This window comes from Arthrobacter sp. Leaf141 (assembly GCF_001424565.1).
Taxonomy (GTDB): domain Bacteria; phylum Actinomycetota; class Actinomycetes; order Actinomycetales; family Micrococcaceae; genus Arthrobacter.
Window position 1 is genome coordinate 726,011 of the sequence record NZ_LMOL01000005.1, and the last position, 25,321, is coordinate 751,331.

A 25,321-nucleotide genomic window follows, 5' to 3' on the forward strand; every position below is an offset into this window, starting at 1 on the left:
GGCTACTGGCCCTGCTCTTTGTACTTGGCTTCCGTGGCGGCCTTCTGCGGGCGCCACCAGTCCTGGTTGTCGCGGTACCAGGCGATGGTGTCCTCGATGCCGAGGTCAAAGTTGGAGAACTGGGGTTCCCAGCCGAGCTCGTCACGGAGCCTGGTGGAGTCAATGGCGTAGCGCAGGTCATGGCCCGGCCGGTCCACCACGTGGTCGTAAGCGTCCGGGGACTGGCCCATGTGCTTGAGGATCAGCTCCACAACCTCTTTGTTGTTCTTTTCGCCGTCGGCGCCGATCAGGTACGTCTCACCGATGGTGCCCTTGTCGATGATGGCCAGCACCGCGGAGGAGTGGTCATTGGCGTGGATCCAGTCGCGGACGTTCTCGCCTTTGCCATACAGCTTCGGGCGGATTCCGTCGATCACGTTGGTGATCTGGCGCGGAATGAACTTCTCCACGTGCTGGTACGGGCCGTAGTTGTTGGAGCAGTTGCTGATGGTGGCCTGCAGCCCGAAGGACCGGACCCAGGCGCGGACCAGCAGGTCGGAGCCCGCCTTGGTGGACGAGTACGGGCTCGACGGGTTGTACGGGGTCTGCTCGGTGAACCGCTCCGGGTCATCCAGCTCCAGGTCGCCGTAAACCTCATCCGTGGAAATGTGGTGGAAGCGCCGGTTGTGCTTGCGGGCCGCTTCGATCAGCACGTAGGTGCCGATGATGTTGGTGTCCAGGAAGGGGCGCGGATCGTGGAGGGAGTTGTCATTGTGTGATTCGGCCGCGTAATGAACCACAACATCGGTCTCGGCGACGAGGCCGTCCACCAGGCCGGAATCGGCGATATCCCCCTGCACAAAACTGAAACGGTCTGCAGGGAGGCCCTTGAGGGACTCCAGGTTGCCCGCGTAGGTGAGCTTATCCAGCACCGTCACGGTGTGGTCAGTGTGCTCCAGCACGTAGTGGACAAAATTTGAACCAATGAACCCGGCACCGCCGGTTACGAGGAGTCGCGACATAGTCCCCAACGATACCGGATTTGCCGACGCACTTAGTGGGAGGAAAGATGGTGGCATGCGCGGAATAATACTTGCCGGCGGTACCGGCTCCAGGCTTCACCCGATCACATTGGGAATCAGCAAGCAGTTGGTCCCGGTTTACGACAAGCCAATGATCTATTACCCGCTTTCCACCCTGATACTCGCCGGCATCCGTGACATCCTCATTATCACCACGCCCCACGACAGCGAGCAGTTCCAGCGGCTGCTGGGGGATGGCTCCCGCTTCGGCGTCTCCATCACGTACAAAGAGCAGCCGTCCCCGGATGGTTTGGCGCAGGCGTTTGTCCTTGGCGCAGAGCACATCGGGGACGACAGCGTGGCCCTGGTCCTCGGCGACAACATCTTCTACGGCCCGGGAATGGGCACCCAGCTGCGCCGGTTCGAAAATATCGACGGCGGGGCCGTCTTTGGGTATTGGGTGGCGGACCCGAAGGCTTATGGCGTGGTGGAATTTGACTCCGCGGGGAAGGCTATTTCCCTCGAAGAAAAACCCGAAAAGCCCAAAAGCCACTACGCGGTACCCGGCTTGTATTTCTACGACAATGACGTGGTGGAAATTGCCAGGGACCTCAAGCCTTCGGCCCGGGGCGAGCTCGAGATTACCGATGTAAACCGCACCTACCTGGACCGGGGCAAGCTGCAGGTTGAAATCCTGCCCCGGGGCACCGCATGGCTGGACACCGGAACGTTCAGCGACCTCAACGATGCGTCCAACTTTGTCCGAACCACGGAGAACCGCCAGGGATTGAAGATTGGCGCACCCGAAGAAATCGCATGGCGGCTGGGCTTCCTGTCAGATGAGGAACTCCGCAAGTTGGCTGAGCCCCTTGTTAAGAGCGGCTACGGTGCGTACCTGATCAACCTGCTCGAGCACGGACGTTAGGCGCGCCGCACACTCCAGAGCCGGCGGACTGCTCCCCGGATGCCGACGGATATTCCGTCCGGCGTTCGGGGAGCATTTTCGTTAATTGCGTCAACAACACAAAAGGGCCCGGCGACGGTGCGTTACCGTGTCCGGGCCCTCCTTCTGCTGGTGCCGCGTGCTAGGACACTGTGGTCCAGACACCGCGTGAAGCGGTCCAGTTGACCCGGCCGCCCTGGAAGTTCTGGCTGCAGGAACCGTTGCCGGGCGTGCACGTCTGGCTTGACGTGGGGAAGCCGAGCCGGCCCGCCTCGAACCCCTGGGTTGCCCAGGCTTGCTGGATGGGGCCTGGCGTGAGGGGATGGGCGCCGCTGGTGGGCGACCACATGATGGTTCCCTTTTCGAAGTTCTGGAAACACCCTCCGCTGCGCAGGCCGCAGGTCGTTCCGCTGGTGGGGTAGCCCAGGGACCCGGTCTCATACCCGGAGGTGGCCCACCTGGCCCGGATGGGGGCCGAGGTCAGAGCGTGCGCCCCGGTTGAGGGCGAGTACATGACGGTTCCCTTGGTGAAGTTCTGGAAACAGCCGTTTTTCTGCAGGCCGCAGATTTGCCCGCTGACCGGGTAGCCAAGTTTTCCACCTTCGAAGCCGGAACCGGCCCAGGCGTCCCGGACGGGGCCAAACATGACGGCGTTGGCGCCGCTGGCCTTGGACCACATGACGGTTCCGGCCGAGTAGTTCTGGAAGCAACCGCCACCCGCCAGTCCACAAACAACGCCGGATGCCGGGTAGCCGAGGGTGCTGTTCTCGAATCCGGCCTTCTGCCAGAAGTCGCGGATGGGGCCGTTGATGCTGGGCTGGGCGCCGGTCTTTGGTGAGTACATCAGGGCTCCCTTCTCAAACATCTGGAAGCAGCCTGCGTCCTTGAGTCCGCAGTACTGGCCTGAGGTTGGGAACCCCAGCGTACCGGTGCCCCAGCCGGATGTTGCCCATCCTGCAGCCATGGGTCCGGCTGGAACGGTCGCAGGGGGAGTGGCGCGGGAGTAGGCGGCGACGCCTTTTTCAAACGGCTGCCGGCACTGGGTCTGCGCATCGGAGCAGGTTGCAGTGCCGGTGGGGTAGCCCAGGCTCCCGTTTTCAAAACCGGTGCTCTGCCAGTAGGAGAGCAGTTTGCCGGTGACCGGGAATGCCCCGGTGGCAGGTGAGAACAGGAGAGTTCCCTTCTGGAACAGTTGGTAGCAGCCGCCGGCCCGGATGCCGCAGACTTCCCCGCCGATGGGGTAGCCGATCGGTTCGCCCCGGGTCAGTGCCGCCTTCCATGAGTCAGCCATGCCCAGGTAGATGGGCCAGGCGCCTGTGGTTGAGGTCCAGGCCACCACTCCGCCCGTGAAATTCTGGCGGCAGGTGGAGGCTGCGCAGGTGGCTTCCGCCGCAGGGTAGCCCAGGAGGCCGTTTTCATAGCCGGCACGGCCCCAGGCGTCCAGCAGGGGGCCGGCCTTGACCAGCTTCGCAGCCGTTGCTGGGCTCCAGAGGACCGTTCCGGCCTCGAACAACTGGAAGCAGCCGCCTGCTTTGAGGCCGCACACGGCGTTGCTGGTGGGGTAGCCCAGGGCGCCGTTCTCATAGCCCCTGGCCGCCCAGTAATCCCGGATGGCGCCGAAGCCGAGGACTGATGCGCCGGTTGCAGGGGACCAGAGGATGGAGCCGCCCTGGTAGTTCTGGAAGCAGCCACCCTTCTTGAGCCCGCATACCACCCCTGATGTGGGGTAGCCCAGGGATCCGTTTTCGAAGCCGTTCCGCTGCCAGGCGTCCCTGATGGGTCCGTTGAGGCTCGGTTGTGCGCCCAGGTCAGGCGACCACATGATGGCGCCGCCCTGGTAGACGCGGTAACAGCCGCCATCCCGGAGTCCGCAGACGATGTCGCTGGTGGCAGCCCCGAGGGCGGGCAGCGTGGCACGCAGCGCATTGATGGGCGCCGCGGCCGCCACGTTGTTGCTGTTCGACGCGAAGGCCTTCAGCCCTGCCAGGTCACCGTTCCACACGTTTGAGTCGCCGGCCAGAGGTCCGGTGCTGCTGTACTGCCAGATGCTGTAGGTGTTCCAGCTGCCGGTGGGAACGGCGCCGGCGTTGTTTGTCGGGGCGCCGGGGTAGGCGGCAACCCAGAGGGGGTAGTCTCCGAACCCTGTCGGGTTGCCGAGGCACTGGTTCCACCATGAGGTGTTGGTGTAAATGGCGGGCAGGCGCCCTGTCAGCGACCTGACGGTGTTGCCGAAGTCCCTGACCCAGGCGCCAAGCTGCGCGGCGGACATGTCGTAGCAGGTGTTGCCGTAGTAGATCCCGTCGATGGTCCGGCCCTCGTAGGGGTTGAACTCGAAGTCCAGGACAGGCGGCAGCGTTGAGCCGTCGGCTGACCAGCCGCCGCCGTTGCGGACGAAGTACCGGGCCTGCTCGGCGCCGGAGGACCTGTTGGGGATGGCGAAGTGGTAGGCGCCGCGGATCATCCCGACGTTGCGTGAACCCTGGTACTGGGATGAGTAGGACGGATTTGTGTAGTACGTGCCTTCGGTGGCCTTGACGTACGCGAAGCGCGCGCCCATGTTCCACTGCTGGTTCCAGTCCACGCTTGGCTGGTGTCCGCTGACATCCAGGCCCTGGACGCCAAAGGTGGGCATCCACGTGCCTTCGGCGGACAGCGATTCGGAGCGGAGTAACCGTGCTGAGGAACTCTTGGCGGTCACCCGCGCTGACCGTTGACCCATTTCGGCCCCGCCGGCCGCCAGCACGTCTGCCATGGATTCGTTAAGGGTTGGCTCAGGTGACGGTGCTGCGGGGGCCGGCGCAGGCGCCGGTAGGGTCTGTGCCGGGGCGGGAGCTGTCGGTGTGGCGGAGGGCGACGGGGCCGGTGCGGCGGGTGTGGTCTGCTGAGCGCCGGTGCCGGTTGCCGGCTTGCTGGTTTCCACCGCCGATCCGGACACGGGCGGGACTGTGGGCTGCGGCGTTACTGCCGAGGCGATGCCCGGCCCTGCTATCAGGGACGCTGCCAGCGCGGCCGCGCCAATCAGGCTGAGAAAGGGTCGTGAGACAGGCGACGGGCGCGACTTCATATGAACTCCGGTGATAGGGCCGCTCCCCAGAAGCGAGCCATCAGAATCTGCTGATCCCGGACAAACAACACATCCGGGATTCCGCAGGGGAATGTCAGAGACAACTGGCTGGGCCAACGTAGCACCATGTGCTAAATGTGACCAGTGTTTCAGTTGATTCCAATGTGACCATTATGCAGGCAGACGCAAGGGGCCGGAAGTCACACGGCATCCTCATCTTTTGCGGGGCAGAGTCGGCGCCGGAAACGGGCGGAAAGGCGCGTGGAGACACCGGCGCGCGGAGGTCTTCCACATTCGTGCGGGAACACCTTGGCGCTCCTCCGCCCAACACGCCGTATGAGATTTACGTGGCGCGGAACGGGGCGTCGGAACTGTCCGCGCTGAGCGATCAGCAGGTCCGCGGCGTCGTAGAACGGATGCTCGAAAGCTCAGGACGGCGCCTGGACGGGCCCTCACGCGTCGTGGACGCGTCCCTCGTCTGCACAGCTTTACTCTGCACAGCTTTACTTGGACGGCGGAGTGGAGGTGTCCCGCGGATCGGGTTTCGGGATTACTCCTTCGTCCCCGGGAAGCACCTTGCCCTGATCCCGCTCGGCCTGATCCTCAACATTCAGCTCCCATGCGTCGCCCGGCGAGCAGGGGGCGGTAGCGCCGATACTGTAGGACTGGTCAGCGGCATCAGTATCGAATTCAGCCCGGAGGACGGGTCCGCCCTCTGCGAAGACCACCGGGTGTGTTGTCGGGTTTACGGTGCGTACGGTCATGCCCAGGGATTCCCAGTATTCGGCGACGCGTTGGGCGTCTTTAACGTGTTCCGTTCCCTGGGGTGCCCAGTGGTCGTAGCTGTAGTTGGCACCCTCCACACCTTTTCCGAGGGCGCATTCCTGCGCCCCGGCTACACCGTTGCGGGGCCACCACCCGGTGACGTCGAGCTGTTTGGTGGTGTTGATGACGAGCTCGACCACACGGTCCCGTCCATCTCTGGCGCTGACCGTCTGTTCCGGTGTCGTAGTCTCTGACATTGTGGTGTTTGGCTCCTTCTCAGCGCATGCGGATACCGTCATTCCCATCACGAGTCCGACCAGGGCCGCAGTGAGTGTCCTCATATGTTTTTTAGCGGCCGGCATTGGACAACCCTTCCAGTAAGTCTTTCTGCAGATCCGTCGGACCCAGGGGCACATACGGGCTCATCTTTTCCGCTTCGCCTGTGATTGCCCAGACCGTGTTCTTCAGGGATTCAGTCCTCTTGTCGAAGTATCCGGCTTGTTCGCCGTCGTCACCAATGAGCGCGCTATGGTCTGTTACGGCCCTCCCGGCGTCGCCGCCAGCGTCAGTGCCGAAGGCGTGGGAACCGAACTCAGGTTTGATCGGGTTCACGTGGTGATCGCGGCTGGTTTCCCGGCCGGTCCAGGCCCACTGGTCTCCGCTTTCGGTTTCCCCAGGTATCTTGTCGCGCGCATGTCCGGAGTATACGTGTCCGACGTTGAGGTCAGCGGCGGTATGGACGTTGTCCGGTAGTCCTGCGGAGCCAAGGGTGACGAAGTTATCCACCCGGATTCCAGGCTGCGTGAGGGCCACCGCAGCGGTGGTCGTTCCGTAGGAGTGCGCCACAATATTGAGCTGCGGCGCGCTCTCACCGCGGACTGCAGCCAGGCCGCCGAGGGCTCCCGCCAGCTTCTGCCCACCCGCGACTGCTCGATTCACATCAAGAACGCCGACGTCGAGATTGTTGTCCAATGCCGGCACGGGAGGTGTCTCATATCCGATCCAGGACACCACGGCGCTCCCCGAGGGAAGCTGGTCGTGCAGGTTTTGGGCTGCTTTCGTCCACCCCGTCATGTCATTGCTGGTCGTGCCCATCCCCGGAACAGCGTAGGTGACACTGCCGGCCGTATCGAGATCACCGACCGACACCGCAGCCAACGGGGGCTTGTCCTCGGTGAAGGAAACTAATTGCCGTTTCTCCCACCCCTCAGGCGTGAATTGCGCCTTTTGGATGTTGCGCAGCCCGTCGAGTTGCTTTTGAAAGTTGTTGAGCGTTTGCTCCAATCCGGCCGCCAACGGGGACGCCGCGCCGAAGCCCGCGGGAGTGTCGTAGATCAAAGCCTGTATTTGCGCGATCCGGGTCTCCGCATCGGCGACCGCTGCCTTGAGCGCGGTTTGGTTGGCCTGATTCCGGGCCGTATAAGGCACTCCTTCCAGATTTCCGAAGTCCGTAGGAAACTGTGTCAGCAATAGGTCCTGCCGTTCCGAGAACGGGGTTTTGCTACCCGTTGGCGGGTTCAGGCCTGTCCACCACGTGTGGATTTCGCCCGGGTTCATCAGCTGAAGATGAGACCGCAGGGCAGGAGAGGCCGCAATCGTGGCAGCGAGTTCTTTCGCCGACAGGGTCGAGAACAAATCTAAGAGTTCCCGATTGCTTAGTGGCGTGACAGCAGCAGCGGCAACATCGAGTGCGGGATTTGAAATGGATCCGCCGCCGGCCGCGGCGAACGCATCGGCGATATGTTCAATCCACTTCGCATCAGCCTCGTTTTCGCCCAACAGCCGCTCAAAGCCCCCTGGGAAAGAGTTCGATCCGAGCAGCACCCACGAGCAGGAAGAGGTAAATGACGCCCAAGCGTTGCGAAGCTGCATGAGGTCTTGCCGCATGCCTGTGTTACCTGCCCTGGCTTGGGCCACGAAGGTGCGTAAATGGTCGGGAACGGCCGAACTCTTCCCGTCCGAGGACCCAGAGCCCGCGCTGCGGTTGCGTTGGCTGGGGGAGAAGGCCGCTGAAATGGTTGGTGGCGCGATGGGGGTCTCAGAGGGTTTCGGATCAAAGAGCCCCTCCACTGCGGTGCCGATGTCTCCGATGAAGTTCTCGGGCCTGCTTTCACGTTCAGCTTCCCGCACCTGCCACGCTGCCAAACGGGATTGGCGCTCGCGTTCCGACCGCGCCTTCTGCTGCGCTTCTTCGATCTGTCCGGCAAGACCGTCAAGTACAGCGGCGAGTTTTCCACGATCTTCAGCCTCGCTGGAGGAAGCTTCCCTGAACAGGTCGGCGTACGCGCCGGCGAAATCCTCCAGCGCCGTCTCCACCGCGCCACGACGCAACACACCCTCATCACGAAGCCGCCCATCCACATCCCTGGCAACCCCGACCAAAGACGTGGCAGCATCATCATCAAACGCTAAAGCCACGGTGTTTACTCCCCCCAAAGGAAAAACGGCGCAGGAACGACTTGGTTCCTGGGCGCCCGGCCCCTGCATCATGCCGCGAGGAAGGGACGGGACTTTGGCTACATTACCAATATGGACGATTAATTCCAATAAATTGATAAACTATTCAGGGGCAAGGAAGCCGAACTTCAGCTCACCCTCACCAGGGTTGCAGCGCCGGTTTGGCCGCCTGTGTTCCACCAGGCCTGGCTGATGCCGGCACCGATATAAGTGCTGGGCAGCGCCGGCAATGGCTACAGCTGAAAGCCGGGTTTTTAGAGTTGTTAATGGATCCCCAATTTTTCCTTGCCTACCGGAAGAGGCGGGCTGCGGCCCTTAATGCGGTAACAGTGTTCGCCCGGGAAGTACCGGTACGGCAGGGATCTTGCTGGTGCTGCGGCCCGGGCATAAGATGCCCGAACGCTGTTGTCAGGGATTTATCCCGTCCCCTGGGGGGAACTTGTTGCGACCGCCAAGGAGACTCCTCATGAAACGCAGAACAGCCCCGCTGGTGATGGCCATTGGACTTTTGGCCGGACCGGGAACGGTTACTGCCACAGCCGCCCCGCCAACTCCCACAGATCCCTCGGTTCAGCAGTTCGATTGCCCCGGTTTCGTCATATCTGCGCAGGTCACGGGAGCTGAAAAGGTGATTCCCCACTCCCTCCACTTTGCCGGTTCCAAGCCCGTCACCCTGTTTACCAACGTCGCCGCGGCTTCCACGCTAACCCTTTCGGGACCAGCGCCCGCTTTGAAGGTTTTCAGCTCGTCCATCAACGGAACGGTGCGCGTTGCCTGGGACCCTGGAACCGCTGATTTTATTTACAAAGCCACCGGACGGAACTTGATCACGGTTCCAAAGCACACCGGATATCCGGGCGGCGTGTTCCTGACAGTAGGCCAGGTGGCTTGGACGCTGGATGGGCCCGTCGACCCTGACGGGGGCCTCACGGGGCCGGGGACCGTCACGGATCTCTGCAGGTTGCTGGCGCCGTAGCGGGAAAGCCGCCGACTTTTGGCTCCGCCGGAAGCAGGGGTTTTCCACATTCGCTGCCGGGTGCCTTGGCACCCCACTCTCAGGTCCCTAGGCTGGACCCATTCGCACTGCCTCCAACGGAGGTGGCAGGTTCTACAGGGGTACGCATGGATGCTCTGGGAATAGTCGAGGACGAGGTCCGCGAGCTCATCCGCAGGCGCGGGCTTGATCCGTTGCGGCAAGCCGTCGAGGTCCGCCGACTGGTGGAGGCTGCCGTCACCGATTACGACGAGCGCTCGCTGCTGGGTACCCTGCCGCCCATCGGAGCCTTGGATTCTGCGCGCAGGTTCCTCTTTGACGCGGTGGCAGGGTTCGGCGTCCTGCAACCCCTGCTGGATGACCCCAGCATCGAGGAAATCTGGCTCAACACGCCGTATGAGATCTACGTGGCGCGGAACGGGGAGTCGGAACTGACCTCGCTGAGCCTCACCGACCAGCAGGTCCGCGACCTCGTGGAACGGATGCTGAAGAGCTCAGGACGGCGCCTGGACGTGTCCTCACCCTTCGTGGACGCGTCCCTGCCCGACGGCTCGAGGCTGCACGTGGTGATACCGGATGTGACCCGCCGGCATTGGGCAGTAAACATCCGGAAATTCGTGGTTAAGGCCAGCCGGCTGGAACACCTGGTGGAACTGGGAACGCTGACCCCACAGGCCGCAAGATTTCTGGGGGCAGCAGTTGCCAGCGGACTGAACATCCTGGTCTCGGGCGCCACGCAGGCAGGAAAAACCACCATGTTGAACTGCCTGGCCGCTGGCATCGGCAGCCGCGAGCGCGTGATCACCGTGGAGGAAATCTTCGAGCTGCAGTTCCCGTTGCGGGATGTGGTGGGGCTCCAGTGCCGGCAACCAAACCTCGAAGGCTACGGTGAAATACCCTTGCGTCGTTTGGTGAAGGAGGCGCTGAGGATGCGCCCGGACCGTCTGGTGGTCGGAGAGGTCCGGGAAGCGGAATGCCTGGACATGCTGATTGCCCTGAATTCCGGCCTGCCGGGGATGTGCACTGTCCATGCCAACTCGGCGCATGACGCAGTCACCAAGATCTGCACCCTGCCCCTACTGGCGGGCGAGAATATTTCGAGTGCGTTTGTGGTGCCAACGGTCGCCTCGTGCATCGACCTGGTGGTCCATTGCTGCCGGCAGGCCAACGGCAGGCGGGAAGTGACGGAAATCCTGTCGCTGGGCCGCCGGGTGGAGAACGGGATCATCGAGTCGTCACTGGTGTTCGCCACCGTGGACGGCGTACTGCAGCCGAGGGCAAACTCCATGCCGGAGGCCGAAAAATTTGCCCGGGCAGGCTACGACGTAGCCGCCCTGCTGGATCCCCGATGATGGCCGCCTTGGCAGGCATGACGGCGGGTGCAGGGCTCCTCCTTGTTTGGTGGTCCTGCTGGGAATCGCAGGCCGCACGGAAGAGGCCCCGCCGTCCCAACCGGCTCGCCGACCTTTTGGCCGCCTCGGGGGTCGCAAGGGTGAGTGTCGGAGGCCTGATTGGCTCGTGTCTGGGCCTTGGCGCGGCGGTAGGCGCACTGGTTTTCGCCGTCAGTCGTTCCGTTCCCATCGCGGCTTGCTTCGGACTTTTCGCCCTGGGGCTTCCCATCACCATCCTGCGGTGGCAGGCGCGGAAGCGGAGCATGATGCTGCGCCAGCTCTGGCCGGATGTAGTGGATCATCTCCGCTCCGCCATCCGCGCCGGCCTTCCCCTTCCGGAAGCCCTGATCCAGCTGGGCACCAAGGGCCCAGAAGAGCTGCGTCCGGTGTTCCGGGACTTCGGGGCTGACTACCGGGCCGGAGGGCAGTTCGACGGATCACTGACCAGGCTGAAGGACAGGCTCGCCGACCCTGTCGCCGACCGGATCGTCGAAGCGCTGCGGCTTACCCGCGAGGTGGGCGGAACGGATCTGGGCCGGTTACTGGGGACTCTCGCCGAATTCCTGCGCGAAAGTGCTCGTACCCGCAGCGAGCTCGAAGCGCGCCAGTCGTGGACCATCAATGCCGCACGCCTGGCCGTGGCCGCCCCCTGGATTGTCCTGATGCTTCTCGCCACCAGGCCCGAAGCCGTCCATGCCTACAACACCCCCATGGGGGCCGCCGTGCTGCTGGGTGGACTGGTGGTCTCCCTTACCTGCTATTCAATAATGTTGAAGATCGGCGCCTTGCCCCAGGAAGAACGGGTACTGCGATGAACGGCATCCTCACCGCGGGCATCGTTGTAGGGCTCTCGCTGGGCATTGGCCTGTGGCTTGTTGTTGCCAGGTCACCGCTGATGCGGGCCACCACTCTCGCGCAGCGGATCGAACCGCAACTGCGCTCGCAGAACCTCACATCACGGTTGCTCCTCGCCGGCGATACCCACCCGGCTCCGTTCGGCCCGCTGGCAGGTATCCTTCGGCCTGTACTGCATGACGCGCTGGCCGCCCTGGGCCGGTTGAACCCATCTGCCGGTGGCGCGGCACGCCGCCTGGCGCAGGCGGGCATCACCAAATCGGTCCTCGACTTCCGCGTGGAACAACTGGTGTGGGCAGCCTGCGGGTTCATCGCAGTCCTCGCCATCATGGTACCCGGGTCAGCATCCGGGCGGCTCAGTCCGGTGCTGGCCGCCGTCCTGGTCGCAGCCGGCGCCGTGGGTGGGTTCGTCGGCCGGGACTACTGGCTGGGAGTCCAAATCCGGCGGCGGGCGGTCCGTATGCTGGCAGAATTTCCCAGCCTCGCAGAGCTGATGGCGCTCGCGGTCAGCGCCGGTGAGAGCGCCACCGGGAGCCTGGACCGCATTTGCAGGACTGCCCGGGGAGAGCTGGCCCGCGAGTTTGCGATGATCCTTGCCGAGACCCGGTCAGGCAATCCTTTGGTCCAGGCGTTGCAGGAGTTTTCCGCGCGCACGGACCTGGCACCTTTGGCCAGGTTCGTTGACGGAATCATCGTGGCGGTTGAACGCGGAACACCCCTGGCTGATGTGCTCCGGGCGCAGGCCCAGGACGTCCGCGACAACGCCAAACGCGATCTGATGGAAGCCGCCGGCAAGAAGGAGATCGCCATGATGGTGCCCCTGGTGTTTGGCGTCCTGCCGCTTACCGTCGTCTTCGCAGTTTTCCCCGGTCTCGCCGCCATCAATCTGGGTTTTTAGGAAGGCCCGCCGCACTGCCACCAACAAACAGCCAAGGTCGGGGGACCGGGCGGCCATCTCCGGAAGTACTCAAGAAACAGGACGGTCAAATGAAAACCATCGGACTCCGCGTCGTGGTGGCGCTTGTTATCCTTTTGGCGCCAACCACCGGTACACACGGGCCCGCCAACCGCCGCCGTGCCCGCACCATCCCCTCCACTGCACAGCGGACCGGTGGCAAAACTCCGGGAAGTGGGCACCCGGAACGCGGCGATGTCCCCGGCTGGGTAATGATCACATTGATGTCGGCCGTCCTGGTGGCCGCGCTGCTTGCCTTGGCCGGTCCCGCCCTTGAAGCGATGTTCAACCAGGCCATGGACACGGTGGGTGGGTAGCCCGTGTCCACCCCCGCCAGGAGCCGGCTCCGCCAACCGGCGTCCGAGCTTCAGCCGGCGGACGCCGGCGAACGTGGGTCCGCGGTGGTCGATTTTGTCCTGGTCGGGAGCCTGCTGACTGTTCTGTTCCTTGCGGTCATCCAGCTGACACTGATCCTGCACGTCCGGAACACCCTTGTTGATGCCGCTGCTTCGGGTGCCCGCTACGGGACCCTCGCCGACCGTAATGCCGCGGATGCGCAGGAGCGGACCCGCAGCCTGATCGGAACCGCACTGAACCCCGGCTTTGCTGGGGAGGTCAGCACCGGGGAGGTGACCGTACAGGGACTTCGCACCCTCGAAGTGACAGTGCGCGCACCGTTGCCGGTCATCGGGCTGATCGGACCCCAGGGGATGCTGGAGGTTACGGGCCATGCGGCGGTCCAGCAGTGACCCGCGGAAGAGTGCAGGTCTTCGGATGCCGGATGCATTCCCGGCCCTGAACCCACCAGCGGACCCGGATGCAGGAACCGACGGTGAACGGGGGAGCGCGGTGGTGGAATTCACCTTCCTGGCGGTCCTGTTACTGGTTCCCCTGGTGTACTTCATCATCACTGCCGGCCAGGTCCAGGGCGCTTCCTTCGCCGTGGCCGGTGCAGCCGACCAGGCCGCCAAGGTGTTTGTGGCGTCGCCTGCGGAGGTGGACGCCCGCGCCGCCGCCGAGCAGGCAGTTCAGCTAGCCCTTGCGGACTTCGGCCACGGCCTGGATCAGGCCCGGGTGGATACCAGCTGCAGCTCCGCTGACTGCCGGGCAGCCGGCTCAACAGTCACTTACACCATCCGGTTGACCGTTCCCCTGCCGTTCATACCCTTTAACAACGGGCTTGGCCTCCATGCCACGGAGGTGCAGGCCTCATCCACCCAAATGGTCGGCAGGTTCCGGTGACGCCGCGCGCCGAAGAAGGACAGATCACCGTTATGGTGGTGGGCTACCTGGCCGTCGCGCTGCTGGTGGCCACCGTGATGCTGGGCATCACCTCGGTGTACCTGGAGCACAAGCGCCTGCTGTCCCTGGCCGACGGCGCCGCCCTGGCCGCGGCGGACAGCTTCACCCTCGGCGAGGTGGCAGCCCAGTCGGGCAGCCCGGCAGCCCTCCTCGACCCGGGCAGGGTCCGCAGCGCGGCCACGGACTTCGTGGCTGGCAGCCCTGCCGCTCTCCGCTTTGACAGCCTGGCTGTGGCGGGGGAGACCGGCACCCGGGACGGAGCCACGGCAGTGGTGGTCCTGACCGCTGCCGTCCACCCGCCCATCGTGAACTTCCTGGTCCCGGGCGGTATTCCCATCGAAGCCAGGTCCACCGCCCGGTCCCGGCTCACCCGGTGACCACGGCACGTGACGGACGGTTTTGCCGGATAGCGTAGGGTTAAACAACCATGGCCAATATTGATTTTTCCGCTGAAATCCGCGCGCTACGCGGCACCTACACCTCCATCGAACGCGTCACCGATGTTGAGGCACTGAAGGAAGACATCGCCGAACTGAGCGAGCGGGCAGGCGAGCCCAACCTTTGGGATGACCCGGCGGCGGCCCAGAAAATCACCTCAAGGCTCTCCCACCGCCAGTCCGAACTGGAGCGCCTCACCAGCCTGGAATCCCGGATCGACGACCTTGAGGTCCTGGTGGAACTCGGCCAGGACGAGGGCGACGCCGACTCCATGGGCGAAGCAGCCACGGAGCTGGAATCCATCCGAAAAGCCCTCAAGGACCTCGAGGTGGTCACCCTGCTGTCCGGCGAATACGATGAGCGGGAAGCCGTGGTCTCCATCCGGGCAGGCGCCGGCGGCGTGGATGCCGCGGACTTCGCCGAGATGCTGATGCGCATGTACCTTCGCTGGGCCGAACGCCACGGTTACCCCACCACGGTGATGGACACGTCCTACGCCGAAGAAGCCGGCCTGAAATCCGCCACGTTCGAGGTTAAGGCCCCCTACGCGTTCGGCACCCTCAGCGTTGAAGCCGGAACCCACCGCCTGGTCCGCATCAGCCCGTTCGACAACCAGGGCCGGCGCCAGACGTCCTTCGCCGCCGTCGAGGTCATTCCGCTGATCGAACAGACGGACTCCATCGAGATCCCGGACAACGAAATCCGCGTTGACGTCTTCCGTTCGTCGGGCCCGGGCGGTCAGTCGGTCAACACCACCGACTCGGCAGTACGCCTCACGCACCTTCCCACCGGAACGGTCGTCTCCATGCAGAACGAAAAGTCGCAGCTCCAGAACCGCGCCGCCGCCATGCGCGTGCTCCAGTCCCGGCTGCTGCTGCTGAAAAAGGAGCAGGAAGACGCCGAAAAGAAGGCCTTCGCCGGCGACGTCAAAGCCTCCTGGGGCGACCAGATGCGGTCCTACGTCCTGAACCCCTACCAAATGGTCAAGGACCTCCGCACCGAACACGAAGTGGGCAACACCTCGGCCGTGTTCGATGGCGAGATCGACGACTTCATCGACGCCGGCATCCGCTGGCGCACCGATAACCGCAACGCCGAAAAGTAAACCCCGCGGCGGCGGCCTTGCCGACACGCCATCGGCAAAAAGCATGTGATGCCGGCAACCCTGCGTATAGTCGAGGGGCCGGGGCCCTAATTCCCCCAAACGAAAACCCGTGCACCGGCTGCAGACTGGGCTGCAAGTCTCAGCCATGCCTGCAGGGTACTTAGGGCCATGATCCGATTCGAAAATGTCACCAAGGTCTACGACCAGACAGCCAGGCCTGCGCTGGACGCCGTCAACCTTGAGATTGACCGCGGCGAATTCGCCTTCCTCGTGGGCGCATCCGGCTCCGGAAAATCCACCTTCCTGCGCCTTGTGCTCAAGGAGGACCGGGCGTCCTCCGGTGCGGTGTACGTCGCCGGCCAGAACGTCGCCAAGATTTCCAGTTGGCGGGTGCCGCGCCTGCGCCGCGGCATCGGCGTTGTCTTCCAGGACTTCCGCCTCCTGCCCCAGAAAAACGTCTTCGCCAACGTGGCCTTCGCCATGCAGGTCATCGGCCGAAGCCGCAGCGTCATCCGGGACACCGTCCCCGAGGTCTTGAAGACCGTGGGCCTGGAAGGTAAAGAGCACCGCATGCCGCACGAGCTTTCCGGCGGTGAGCAGCAGCGCGTGGCCATTGCCCGCGCCGTGGTCAACCGGCCCGGCATCCTGCTGGCTGATGAGCCCACCGGAAACCTCGACCCCACCACATCCATGGGCATCATGGGCATCCTGGACAAGATCAACCAGAACGGCACCACCGTGGTGATGGCCACGCACGACGACGACATCGTCAACGAGATGCGCAAACGGGTGGTGGAACTCAAGAACGGCGTGGTTATCCGCGACGAGGCCAAGGCCCTTTACACGTCCATGATTCCCGTGGTGGGCCAGTCCCGCCGGCTCAAGGATGCCAGTGGTCGGGAAACCCCGGACGAGGCGCCCGGGGAAAGCGGGGCACAGCGATGAGGCTCGCATTCATCCTCAGCGAGATCGGCAGCGGCCTGCGCCGCAACGTCTCCATGGTGGTCTCGGTCATCCTGGTCACCTTTGTCTCCCTCACGTTTGTGGGCGCGGCCGGCATGTTGCAGATGCAGATCAACCAGATGAAGGGCTACTGGTACGACAAGGTCCAGGTCGCCGTTTTCCTCTGCAGTGACGGCTCGACGGCGGCCAGTTGCGCAGGCGGTCCGGTCACCCCGGAGCAGCAGGACAGCCTGAACACCCTGCTGGAATCCCCGGCGGTGGGCCAGTACATCAACGACTTCGCGTTCGAATCCCGCGAGGAAGCGTACGACCACTTCAAGAACCAGTTCTCCAACTCGCCCATCGTGGACTCCGTCACGCCGGACCAGCTGCCGGCGTCCTTCCGGATCAACATGAAGGACCCGGAAAAATACCAGATCATCAGCGAGACCTTCTCTTCCCAGGCAGGCGTGGAAACGGTCATTGACCAACGACAACTGCTGGAACGCCTGTTTTCCGTCATGAACGGAGCCTCCCTGGTGGCCGTCAGCATCGCCGGCGTGATGATCGTCTGCGCCATCCTGTTGATCGCCACCACCATCCGGCTCTCAGCGTTCAGCAGGCGCCGGGAGACGGGGATCATGCGCCTGGTGGGCGCCTCCAAGACGGTGATCCAGCTGCCGTTCATCCTCGAAGGGGTGATCGCCGCCGTCATCGGCGCCGCCCTGGCCTCAGCCACGTTGTGGGCCGTGGCGCGTTTCTTCCTGGGCGACTTCATGGCCCAGCAGTACCCTGACACGGCGTTCATTTCCGCCGGACAGACCCTCATCCTGGCGCCGGCGCTGCTGTTGCTGGGTGCTTGTTTGGCAGGAATTTCGTCCCTCTTGACCCTTCGCAGATACTTGCGCGTCTAGGCTGTGCAAACCAACCAAGGAATGCTTATGAACGTCATGGCTCAACCTCCCCACGGCCGCCGGTCCACCCGGAGCCGCCAGGCCGCACGCCGGTCCGGCCTCATCAGTGGCCTCCTCGCCGTCGTGCTCGCCGCCGGGCTGGCGTCCTCCGGGCCTGCCGCCATGGCCGACGAGCTCGAGGACCAGCAGGCAGCGCTGCAGGCCGAAGCTGCACGCGTCCAGCAGTCCCTGGAGTTCGTTGATTCGCGCATCGCCAAGGCCGCCGGCGATCTGGTGCTGTACCAGGGCCAGTTGCCCGGCGCCCAGCAGGCACTCCTTGAAGCGCAGGGCCGCGTGGCAGGTGCCGTCAAGGAAGTGGAGGCGCTCTCCGCCCGCGTGGACATGGCCCAGCAGAACAAGGCCAAGATCACGCAGCAGATGGAGTCGGACAAGCAGAAGATCACCGACACGAAAAAGCTGATCGGCCAGATCGCCACCCAGGCCTACAAGTCGGGCGGCGTGCCGTCCAACCTGTCGCTCTTCTTCGGTTCCAACACCGGCAGCAGCCTGACGGAAACCATGGACCTCGCGGACCAGGCAATGCGCAGCCAGAACGCCGCCATGGATAAGCTCACCCAGCAGAACGCCACCAACGTCAACTCCCAGGCCCGGCTGCAGGCCGTGGAAGCGGAGATCAAGGAACTCAAGGCCAAGGCCGATGCGGCCCTCGAACGCGAAAAGGCCTTCCGGGACGAGGCCGCAGCCAAAAAGGCCCAGGTGGATCAGCTGATCGCAGACACCACCCGCCTCGACGCCGAACTTCAGGCCGCCAAGCCCGGCATCCAGTCCCAGCTGGCCAGCGTCCAGGCCAGCCAGAACGCAGTGGCCGCTGAAATCGAGGAACGCGACCGCAAACTGCGTGAAGCGTGGGAAGCCGAGCAGCGCCGGATCGCCGAGGCAGCCGCTGCCGCCGCAGCCGCCGCCGCAGCGGCAGCGAACCGCCCCGCCCCGCCGGTGGAAACGTTTGTGCCGCCTGTTGGGTCGCCGTCGGCCTTTGGCCTGCGCCACCCCTTCGCGTCCAGCGTCCCCATCACCTCCGGCTTCGGCTACCGCAGCACCCCGCCCGGCAGCATCGATTTCTACGGCACCGGTGGCTACATGCACACCGGCATCGACTTCGGTGCCCCCTGCGGCACGCCGGTGTACGCGGCTGCGGCCGGCGAAGTCTTCAGCTCAGGTTGGAACTCGGCCGACGGCGGTGGCTGGCGGGTCAAGATCTCCCACGGCCTGATGCAGGGCAACACGCTGAACACCATTTACTACCACAACTCCAGCATCGTGGTCTCGAACGGCCAGCGCGTCTCGCAGGGCCAGCTGATCGCTTATTCCGGCAGTACCGGCAATTCCACCGGCTGCCACGCGCACTTCGAAACCTGGGTGAACGGCCAGGCGATGGATCCGATGCGGCTGCTTTAGGCCCTGCCGTAGACTTGTATGATCCCGCGCCGGCTGGCCGGGGCAACAACCGAGACTGATATTGAGGAGCTTTCCCGTGCCCAAAGAAAGTGGCCGTAAAGTGGTGGCCACCAACCGCAAGGCCCGGCATGATTACCACGTGCTGGATACCTACGAGGCCGGCATCGCGCTGATGGGGACAGAAGTGAAATCTCTGCGCGAGGGCCACGCCTCAATGGTGGACGGATTCTGCACCTTCTACAACGACGAGCTGTGGATGGAAGCCATCCACATCCCGGAGTACAACCAGGGCAGCTGGACCAACCACGCTGCCCGCCGCCGCCGGAAGCTGCTGCTGCACCGCGAAGAACTGACCAAGATCTCGCACAAGATCAGGGAAACCGGCTACACAATCGTCCCGCTCCAGCTCTACTTTGTGGACGGCCGGGCCAAAGTGGAGATCGGGGTGGCCCGCGGCAAGCGCGAGTACGACAAGCGCCAGACGCTCCGCGAGCAGCAGGACACCCGTGAGGCCCAGCGGGAGATGCGGGAGCGCAACCGCCGCCGCTAGGAATGAAACCGGCGGATCATGCGTTAGTATAGGTAGTCCGGTGGGCTTGCCCACCGGTTTGATAACAAAATACGGGGATGATCGGTTTCGACGATGTTAGTCGCGACAGGTGAAGCGGGCCGAGGATGCAGAATTATCTCGTAAACGCTGTCTGCAAAACAATAATCGCCAATTCAAAACGCGATGACTTTGCTCTTGCTGCCTAAGCAGTAAGACCAGTCCGTCAGCCCGAGGTTGCTATTGCCCCGGATGCTGGCGTCATTTAGATAGCCACTGCTGTTTGCCCCCGTCATCGGGGTAAACGGGACACTTTGATGACTGGGCCCGGATCGGCCAGCTGTTTGCAGCATGGCCGGGGCCGAGAAAGTCCGACGCAAACTGCGCCCGGAGAAGCCCTGACAACACGACATCGGACGGGGGTTCAATTCCCCCCATCTCCACATTTTGCTGTGCCGCGAGGCAACGCAGTACGGCCCGGACTCTTGTCCGGGCCGTACTGCGTTAACCAGGCTGACCCTCAGCGCTTCTTAAGGTGCGCCACGGGGTCCGGCGCACCGTCCAGGGGAGTCCTGGTTTTCTTCTCGGCGCGCTTTTGTTTAATGGTTTTAACCGGCTTTTTGGTTATGTGCCGGTGTGGTGACTTGTCAGGCATGGCGGGCTCCCTCGGCGAATCGGGACACCACGTGCCCCTCCTCGTAAAATACGCCTGTTTGCCGCGGAAGGAAATGCCCTGGGTCAGGCCGGTGCCTGGACGTCCACCACACCAACAAAGCGTGTTCCGACGCCGTCGAATTCGGTCCTGACGAAGCCCGCGGGCCGCTCCGGGACCTCCTGCTTGGTATGGTGTTCGCAGGCCACAAAACTGAAGTCCGGCCACCATTTTTTCGGCCGGGCCGCTTCCTCATAGCCGCAGACAGTGCACTCCAGGTGCACCCAGACCGGACGCTTGCCGGTGCGGTTTGCGCGGGACTGCACCAGCCACGGGGGAGGGGCGTCCAGGATCGCCCCCAGCTCCGCTTCGCTCATCCATTTGGGCAGGCCATGGCGCTGTGCCATTTCCAGGGGTATTTCGAGGGCAATTGCCGCGTCACGTCTGCTGATCATCAGGTACAACTTTACGGGAGCCCACCAAATCAGTCCGGTCTGGTGGGATTGCCGGGCGTCCGGCTAGCCGGAAACGGCCATGCCGGCAGCGGCAGCCGCAACGCCCAGGGCCAGGTTGGCCGTCACGTTCACCGCGGCAGCCCCGTAACGGGCTTCGCTGATCAGGCGCACCGTAGCGGTGGTCCACGAGCTGAACGTGGTCAGGCCGCCGGCCAGGCCGGTGGCCAGGGCGGTCTGCCACTCACCGGCCAGTCCCAGTCCGCCGGTCACCCCCGCGGCGGCTCCGATCACAAAACAGCCCACCACGTTGACCAGCAGGGTTGCCCAGGGCCAGTGCCGCGCGCCATTACCCGCTTCCGCCTGGCGGGCCGCCTGCTGGGCGAACCAGCTGTCTGCCGCGAACCGGAGGAGGGCCCCGGCTACCCCGAACAAGCCCACCAACAGCGCGGCGGTCATGGCTGCTCGTTCCGGGTCGGGGACGCCACTTTGCCGAGCTGCCAGCCTGCACCCGCGGCGGCCAGGCCCAGCACCAGGGAAAGGGCCAGGTACGCCGCCCACACCACATGCGCGCCGGACTGCGCCAGCCGGTCCACGGCGAAAATTACAGCGGAGAAGGTGGTGAAAGAGCCCAGCAGGCCCGGTCCCAGCCCTGCCCGCAGCCAGAAGGGAGTATGCGGGCGGTTCAGCCAGAAAGTGGTCAAGGCAGCCAGGAGGAAGCTGCCGCACACGTTGATTCCGAGCGTGGCCCAGGGGACACCGTCCGGAACATCAGGGAAGGCGAGGCCGAGGCCGTACCGCAGCTCGCTGCCCACCAATCCGCCCACAGCCACCGCCAGCCATGCCGGCGCCGCAGGCATACCGGGGCGGCTCATGCGGGGGCGGTGCCGCGCAACAGCCCCTGGCGCGGTCCGTGCGTCACGTCAGCTGCCCACCAGGAGGCAACCTTGGTGCGTTTGCTCGCTGTGCACCCAGAGCGCCGAGGTGATTTCGTCAGCGAGGTCAAACTCACGGCTGTTCCCAACGCCACCGATCCGGACCACCAGGGCACCGCCGAACGGCCGGCGGCCCACCACCTCCACTTCGGCGTCCAGGTCGATCCGCTCGGCGGCCAGGTACCGCAACAATTCAGGGTTATCGTCACTGATCCGGGTGATTCTGCCGGTGTGGCCCTCATCCAGCCCGGAAAGCAGGTGGGCGGCAGGCATCAGCACCTCACCGGACGCCGTGGGAATGGGGTCGCCGTGCGGATCGCGGCGGGGATCGCCCAGTTGGGCGGCGACGCGTTCGATGAAGGTGTCCGAGACGGCGTGCTCCAGCAGTTCGGCTTCGTCGTGGACCTCGTCCCAGCTGTAGTCCAGCTGCTGGACCAGGTACGTCTCAATCAGCCGGTGGCGGCGGACCATGGCCAGGGCCAGGCGCAGGCCCGGGCCCGTCAAGGTAATGGCGCTGTAGGGCTTGTGGTCAACGAGGCCCTGGTCCTTGAGCTTGCGGACCATCTCCGAGACGGAGGAGTTGGCCACACCCAGGCGCTGGGCCAGCTGCGAGGAGGTGATGGGTTTGTCCTGCCACTCGGTAAACGAGTAGATGACCTTGACGTAGTCCTCGATCGAGGAGGAGGGCGCGCTGGTCTTCACAGCATCAAGCTTACCGGGTACTGCACCGCCGCTGGCCGGCAACGAGATTCACGCCGCCGTGGCCCGCCATGCCAGGGTCAGGTAGGGCAGGTCGATGATTTCGCCGTCCCGGTGGCCAAGATGCTCATGCAGGTACCAGTCCAGGTTGGCCAGCACCTTGGCGCGGGTGGGTTCGGAGGCCCTGAGATAGTAGCTGCGCGTTTTGGTGAGCTCCATCAGGCCCGTGGTGGTTACAGGGTCCTGCCACCGGGTCACGTACCCCTCAAGGCCTTGGAATTCAGGCCCGACGGCGGGCCGGTGGCCAGGCTTGTAGACGTCGCCCGCGTGCATGATCCGGGACAGCCGGTGGACCCAGGGAACGGAGGTGTCCAGCTGGTTCCAGACCAGCCCCAGCGTGCCGCCCGGGCGAAGGACCCGGGCGAGCTCCGTGCTGGCCGCAGCTGCGTCGCACCAGTGCCAGGCCTGGGCCACGGTGACGACGTCGAACGCCGCCGCCGGCAGGCCGGTGGCCTCTGCGGTGCCCAGGACAGCCGTGGCACGTGGATAGTGCTCAGCCAGCTGTTCCAGCATGTCCGCGGACGGGTCCACTGCGGTGACGGCCAGTCCTTTGGCCAGGAGCAGTGCGGTGAATTTGCCGGTGCCGGCGCCGACGTCCAAAACCTCACCGGCCGTTGCGGGCACCAGCCAGTCCGCGGCTGCCGCCGGGTAGCCCGGCCGGACCTGCTGGTAATGCTCGCCGCCGTCCTGGAAGCTTTGGCCCAGCTCCTGGCGCCGGTTGTGTTCCAGCTTGGGGCCACCCCGGACCACGCGCGGCCTCCTTCAGTAGATGTCTCTCCTGAATTTACCGCATGGACCCCGCCGGGGCGGCCCGGCGGTTCAGTCGTCCAGGCAGGGGGCCGCGCCGGCGGTGCCCGGCGTGTTGGGGGCCCAGTGCGGGTAGGTCCGGGAATCGTTGGCGGGCACCCAGCGGCCTGCGTCCACCACGTAATCCCAGCCAAGGCCCTGGGTCCGGAGGGCAGAGATGCCGGCAAGGAGCCGTTCGGCGTCCTCAAGGCGGGAGCCCACACCAAAGCTGGCCCGCAGCGAACCGGACGGAAGGCCCAGCCGCTTGAGCAGGGGGTGGGCGCAGAAACGCCCGTCCCGGAGGCCCACGCCGTGCTCTGCGGACAGGTAGGCCGCCACCAGACCGGCGTCGTAGCCGGCCACGGAAAAGTTAACCACACCGATGGTGTCCGTCTCAGCGTTGGTGTCCTTGAAGATCTGGTGGACACTCACGCCCTCGATCTGCTGCAGCCCCGCCACCAGGTAGGACCGGATGGACTGTTCGTGGGCGTGCCATTCCTGCGGGTCCAGGGCGGCGATGACCTGCGTGGCACGTGCCAGGGTGGCGGCGCCGAGGACGTTGGGCGAGCCGCCCTCGTGCCGGGCCGGGCCCGTGGCCCAGCTGACGCCGTCGAGCCGTGCTTCCTTGACGGCACCGCCGCCGGCGAGGTGCGGTTTTCCGGCGTCGAGCCAGTCCGGGCGCCCCACCAGGACGCCGGAACCGAACGGGGCGTAGAGCTTGTGGCCGGAGAACGCGAGGTAGTCAACGCCGTCGGCGGTGATGTCCACCCGCCGGTGGGGTGCCAGCTGCGCGGCGTCCACCACAATCCGGGCGCCGTACTGGTGGGCCAGCGTGGCGAGGGCGCGGATGGGCAGGATTTCACCGGTGACGTTGGAGGCGCCGGTAACGGCCAGGAGGCTGACCGCGCCCTGCTCCAGTTCGCCGCGGACAGCGTCGATGGTGCCGGCCAGGGTGTCCGCGGCCACGATGCTCCGGTGCGGGACGCCCTGCCACGGCAGCAGGTTGGCGTGGTGCTCGATGTCCAGGTACAGGACGTCGCCGGTGGGCCGGCCGTCCGTGTTGGGCAGGCACCCTGCCAGGAGGTTCAGCGAGTCGGTGGTGTTGCGCGTGAAGATCACCGAGTCGTCCGGGCGGCCGCCCACAAAGTCCCGCACGATGTTCCGCGCGTTCTCGTACACGGAGGTGCTGATCTGCGAGGCGTAGCCGGCGCCACGGTGCACGCTGGCGTAGTAGGGCAGGATCTCGTTCAGGTAGGCGGAGACCAGGGACAGCGCCGGCGCGGAGGCGCCATAGTCCAGGTTCGCGTAGCGGACATGGCCACCGGCGATCAGCGGCGCCTGGATCTCGGCGCCGGTTACGGCGGCGAGGGGCCTGGCGGCGATGGAGTGGCCGGCCAAAACCGAAGGTGCGGCGGGCGCCAGCGAAGCTGCGGGGGAGACAGTGGCAGTTGTCATGGGGAATCCTCACGTTGACAGGACTCCCTGCAGGGAATCCGCGCTTGCCGTATCCATGTCCGGACCGGCCTGGTCGTCACCCGGGGCACCCCACCGCGAATGGAGGGTTGCCGGCCAGCAAACCGGGGTTTAGCGCTGGCACTCGTGACCTGCTTAAGAGCGTAGGACATGGTGCGGGGTGGTTTGAAGCCAGCCCGAATGTTAAGGGATTTGTTACGCCGCGCCCGTACGCCGGGGCTTTTGTCGAAGAACACGACGGCGGACGCCCCCATCCGGAGGCGTCCGCCGTATATTCTTCGGTCCAGGCAGTCCTAGAGGAGGTCGTCCAGCCCCGGGTTCAGGCGCCGCAGCACCTCGGAATGCAGGATGGAGTTTGTGGCCAGGGCGTTTCCGCCGAACGGGCCGTCCTGGCCCTCCAGGGAGGTAAACCGGCCGCCGGCTTCCACCACGATGGGGACCAGGGCGGCCATGTCGTAGAGATTCAGTTCGGGTTCGCAGGCAATGTCCACCGACCCCTCGGCGACCATGCAGTAGGACCAGAAGTCGCCGTAGGCGCGGGTCCGCCATACGTCCTCGGTGAGCCCCAGGAACTCGTCGAAGTTGCCGCGTTCCTTCCACCCGGTGAGGCTGGAGTAGGACAATGACGCATCGGAGAGGGTGGCGACGTTGGAGACGCGCAGCCTGGTGGCCGAGGCGAGCGAACGGCCCATGTAGGCGCCCATGTCTTTCGCCGCCCACCAGCGTTTGCCCAGCGCAGGTGCGCTGACCACACCCACCACCGGTTCGCCTTCGTCAACGAGCGCGATCAGGGTTGCCCATACCGGGACACCCCGGACGAAATTCTTGGTCCCGTCAATGGGGTCGATGATCCAGCGGCGTGAGCCGTGGCCGCTGCTGCCGAACTCCTCACCCAGGACGGCGTCGCGGGGGCGGGACCGGGAAAGCTGGCCGCGGATGGATTCCTCGGCTGCCTTGTCCGCGTCGGTGACAGGCGTCAGGTCCGGCTTGGTCTCCACATGGAGGTCCAGGGCCTTGAAACGGCTCATGGTCTGGTCGTCCACGGAATCGGCCAGGACGTGGGCCAGGCGCAGGTCATCGTTGTAGCTGGAAGCGGATTGGATCATGGTTCCAAACTACCGTCTGGCGGCGGTTGT

24 protein-coding genes, 1 other RNA gene, 1 pseudogene and 1 riboswitch are annotated in these 25,321 nt (G+C 64.8%); of the genes and pseudogenes, 15 read left to right on the plus strand and 11 right to left on the minus strand.

Features of this window, described 5'->3' with window-relative positions:
- Positions 1–2: 2 nt before the first annotated feature.
- Positions 3–1,001, minus strand: coding sequence for a dTDP-glucose 4,6-dehydratase (gene rfbB, locus ASF72_RS05865; protein ID WP_050685627.1), 999 nt, complete (start codon positions 999–1,001; stop codon positions 3–5).
- Positions 1,002–1,056: 55 nt separating this feature from the next.
- Between rfbB and rfbA the strand changes: the two genes are divergently transcribed.
- Complete coding sequence (gene rfbA, locus ASF72_RS05870) at positions 1,057–1,926, plus strand: glucose-1-phosphate thymidylyltransferase RfbA (RefSeq protein ID WP_050685628.1); 870 nt, start codon at positions 1,057–1,059, stop codon at positions 1,924–1,926.
- 160 nt (positions 1,927–2,086) lie between these two features.
- On the opposite strand, the gene ASF72_RS05875 is transcribed toward rfbA, so the two are convergent.
- Positions 2,087–5,008, minus strand: coding sequence for a GH25 family lysozyme (locus tag ASF72_RS05875; protein WP_235504662.1), 2,922 nt, complete (start codon positions 5,006–5,008; stop codon positions 2,087–2,089).
- Positions 5,009–5,334: 326 nt separating this feature from the next.
- Between ASF72_RS05875 and ASF72_RS20940 the strand changes: the two are divergent.
- Positions 5,335–5,484: pseudogene (locus tag ASF72_RS20940) on the plus strand (CpaF family protein); the annotation flags it as partial.
- Positions 5,485–5,511: 27 nt separating this feature from the next.
- On the opposite strand, the gene ASF72_RS05880 reads toward ASF72_RS20940, so the two are convergent.
- Positions 5,512–6,030: a hypothetical protein gene (locus tag ASF72_RS05880; RefSeq protein WP_157370899.1), complete on the minus strand. Its 519-nt coding sequence runs from the start codon at positions 6,028–6,030 to the stop codon at positions 5,512–5,514.
- A gap of 91 nt (positions 6,031–6,121) precedes the next feature.
- On the minus strand, positions 6,122–8,191 hold the full coding sequence (locus tag ASF72_RS05885; protein WP_162242790.1) for an alpha/beta hydrolase: 2,070 nt from the start codon (positions 8,189–8,191) through the stop codon (positions 6,122–6,124).
- A gap of 1,161 nt (positions 8,192–9,352) precedes the next feature.
- Here ASF72_RS05885 and ASF72_RS05895 point away from each other — a divergent pair.
- The 13 genes from ASF72_RS05895 (at position 9,353) to ssrA (ending at position 19,574) form a co-directional block, all read left to right on the plus strand.
- Entirely contained in the window at positions 9,353–10,576 is a 1,224-nt protein-coding gene (locus ASF72_RS05895) for a CpaF family protein (RefSeq protein ID WP_056597207.1), read from the plus strand.
- A complete protein-coding gene (locus ASF72_RS05900; RefSeq protein WP_056597482.1) occupies positions 10,576–11,430 on the plus strand; it encodes a type II secretion system F family protein in 855 nt (284 codons plus the stop codon). Before ASF72_RS05895 ends, ASF72_RS05900 begins: the two co-directional genes overlap by 1 nt.
- Positions 11,427–12,368: a type II secretion system F family protein gene (locus ASF72_RS05905; protein ID WP_056597209.1), complete on the plus strand. Its 942-nt coding sequence runs from the start codon at positions 11,427–11,429 to the stop codon at positions 12,366–12,368. The genes ASF72_RS05900 and ASF72_RS05905 overlap by 4 nt, the downstream gene beginning before the upstream one ends.
- Before the next feature lie 89 nt (positions 12,369–12,457).
- Positions 12,458–12,742: a hypothetical protein gene (locus ASF72_RS05910; protein WP_164468840.1), complete on the plus strand. Its 285-nt coding sequence runs from the start codon at positions 12,458–12,460 to the stop codon at positions 12,740–12,742.
- 84 nt (positions 12,743–12,826) lie between these two features.
- Positions 12,827–13,174, plus strand: coding sequence for a TadE family protein (locus ASF72_RS05915; protein WP_231686064.1), 348 nt, complete (start codon positions 12,827–12,829; stop codon positions 13,172–13,174).
- A 25-nt stretch (positions 13,175–13,199) separates the two neighbouring features.
- Positions 13,200–13,667 carry a hypothetical protein gene (locus tag ASF72_RS05920; RefSeq protein ID WP_050685635.1) on the plus strand — a complete coding sequence of 156 codons (468 nt, stop codon included), beginning with the start codon at positions 13,200–13,202 and terminating at the stop codon, positions 13,665–13,667.
- Between the two features lie 32 nt (positions 13,668–13,699).
- The gene (locus tag ASF72_RS05925) at positions 13,700–14,104 is read left to right on the plus strand and encodes a pilus assembly protein TadG-related protein (protein ID WP_050685636.1); all 405 of its coding nucleotides are present in this window, start codon (positions 13,700–13,702) and stop codon (positions 14,102–14,104) included.
- A 50-nt stretch (positions 14,105–14,154) separates the two neighbouring features.
- Positions 14,155–15,270, plus strand: coding sequence for a peptide chain release factor 2 (gene prfB, locus ASF72_RS05930; RefSeq protein WP_056597211.1), 1,116 nt, complete (start codon positions 14,155–14,157; stop codon positions 15,268–15,270).
- Between the two features lie 168 nt (positions 15,271–15,438).
- On the plus strand, positions 15,439–16,215 hold the full coding sequence (gene ftsE, locus ASF72_RS05935; RefSeq protein ID WP_056597213.1) for a cell division ATP-binding protein FtsE: 777 nt from the start codon (positions 15,439–15,441) through the stop codon (positions 16,213–16,215).
- The gene (gene ftsX, locus ASF72_RS05940) at positions 16,212–17,126 is read left to right on the plus strand and encodes a permease-like cell division protein FtsX (RefSeq protein ID WP_050685639.1); all 915 of its coding nucleotides are present in this window, start codon (positions 16,212–16,214) and stop codon (positions 17,124–17,126) included. The genes ftsE and ftsX overlap by 4 nt, the downstream gene beginning before the upstream one ends.
- 27 nt (positions 17,127–17,153) lie before the next feature.
- Positions 17,154–18,581 (plus strand): M23 family metallopeptidase, encoded by a 1,428-nt coding sequence (locus ASF72_RS05945; RefSeq protein WP_050685640.1) that lies wholly within the window; start codon positions 17,154–17,156, stop codon positions 18,579–18,581.
- Positions 18,582–18,657: 76 nt separating this feature from the next.
- Positions 18,658–19,131 (plus strand): SsrA-binding protein SmpB, encoded by a 474-nt coding sequence (gene smpB / locus ASF72_RS05950; protein ID WP_050685641.1) that lies wholly within the window; start codon positions 18,658–18,660, stop codon positions 19,129–19,131.
- A gap of 73 nt (positions 19,132–19,204) precedes the next feature.
- Positions 19,205–19,574: a transfer-messenger RNA gene (gene ssrA / locus ASF72_RS19970) on the plus strand.
- Between the two features lie 292 nt (positions 19,575–19,866).
- On the opposite strand, the gene ASF72_RS05955 is transcribed toward ssrA, so the two are convergent.
- The 7 genes from ASF72_RS05955 to hisN form a co-directional block, all read right to left on the minus strand.
- Complete coding sequence (locus ASF72_RS05955; protein WP_050685665.1) at positions 19,867–20,235, minus strand: hypothetical protein; 369 nt, start codon at positions 20,233–20,235, stop codon at positions 19,867–19,869.
- 63 nt (positions 20,236–20,298) lie between these two features.
- Positions 20,299–20,691: a fluoride efflux transporter FluC gene (locus ASF72_RS05960; protein ID WP_056597214.1), complete on the minus strand. Its 393-nt coding sequence runs from the start codon at positions 20,689–20,691 to the stop codon at positions 20,299–20,301.
- Complete coding sequence (locus tag ASF72_RS05965) at positions 20,688–21,107, minus strand: fluoride efflux transporter FluC (protein ID WP_050685643.1); 420 nt, start codon at positions 21,105–21,107, stop codon at positions 20,688–20,690. Before ASF72_RS05965 ends, ASF72_RS05960 begins: the two co-directional genes overlap by 4 nt.
- Positions 21,108–21,155: 48 nt before the next feature.
- Positions 21,156–21,869, minus strand: a complete 714-nt coding sequence (locus ASF72_RS05970) for a metal-dependent transcriptional regulator (RefSeq protein WP_050685666.1) — start codon at positions 21,867–21,869, stop codon at positions 21,156–21,158.
- A gap of 48 nt (positions 21,870–21,917) precedes the next feature.
- Complete coding sequence (locus tag ASF72_RS05975; RefSeq protein WP_056597216.1) at positions 21,918–22,676, minus strand: class I SAM-dependent methyltransferase; 759 nt, start codon at positions 22,674–22,676, stop codon at positions 21,918–21,920.
- Positions 22,677–22,745: 69 nt separating this feature from the next.
- On the minus strand, positions 22,746–24,167 hold the full coding sequence (locus tag ASF72_RS05980) for an aminotransferase class V-fold PLP-dependent enzyme (protein ID WP_056597218.1): 1,422 nt from the start codon (positions 24,165–24,167) through the stop codon (positions 22,746–22,748).
- 35 nt (positions 24,168–24,202) lie between these two features.
- Positions 24,203–24,317, minus strand: a riboswitch (SAM riboswitch).
- A 161-nt stretch (positions 24,318–24,478) separates the two neighbouring features.
- Positions 24,479–25,291 (minus strand): histidinol-phosphatase, encoded by an 813-nt coding sequence (gene hisN / locus ASF72_RS05985; protein ID WP_050685646.1) that lies wholly within the window; start codon positions 25,289–25,291, stop codon positions 24,479–24,481.
- Positions 25,292–25,321 lie beyond the last annotated feature (30 nt).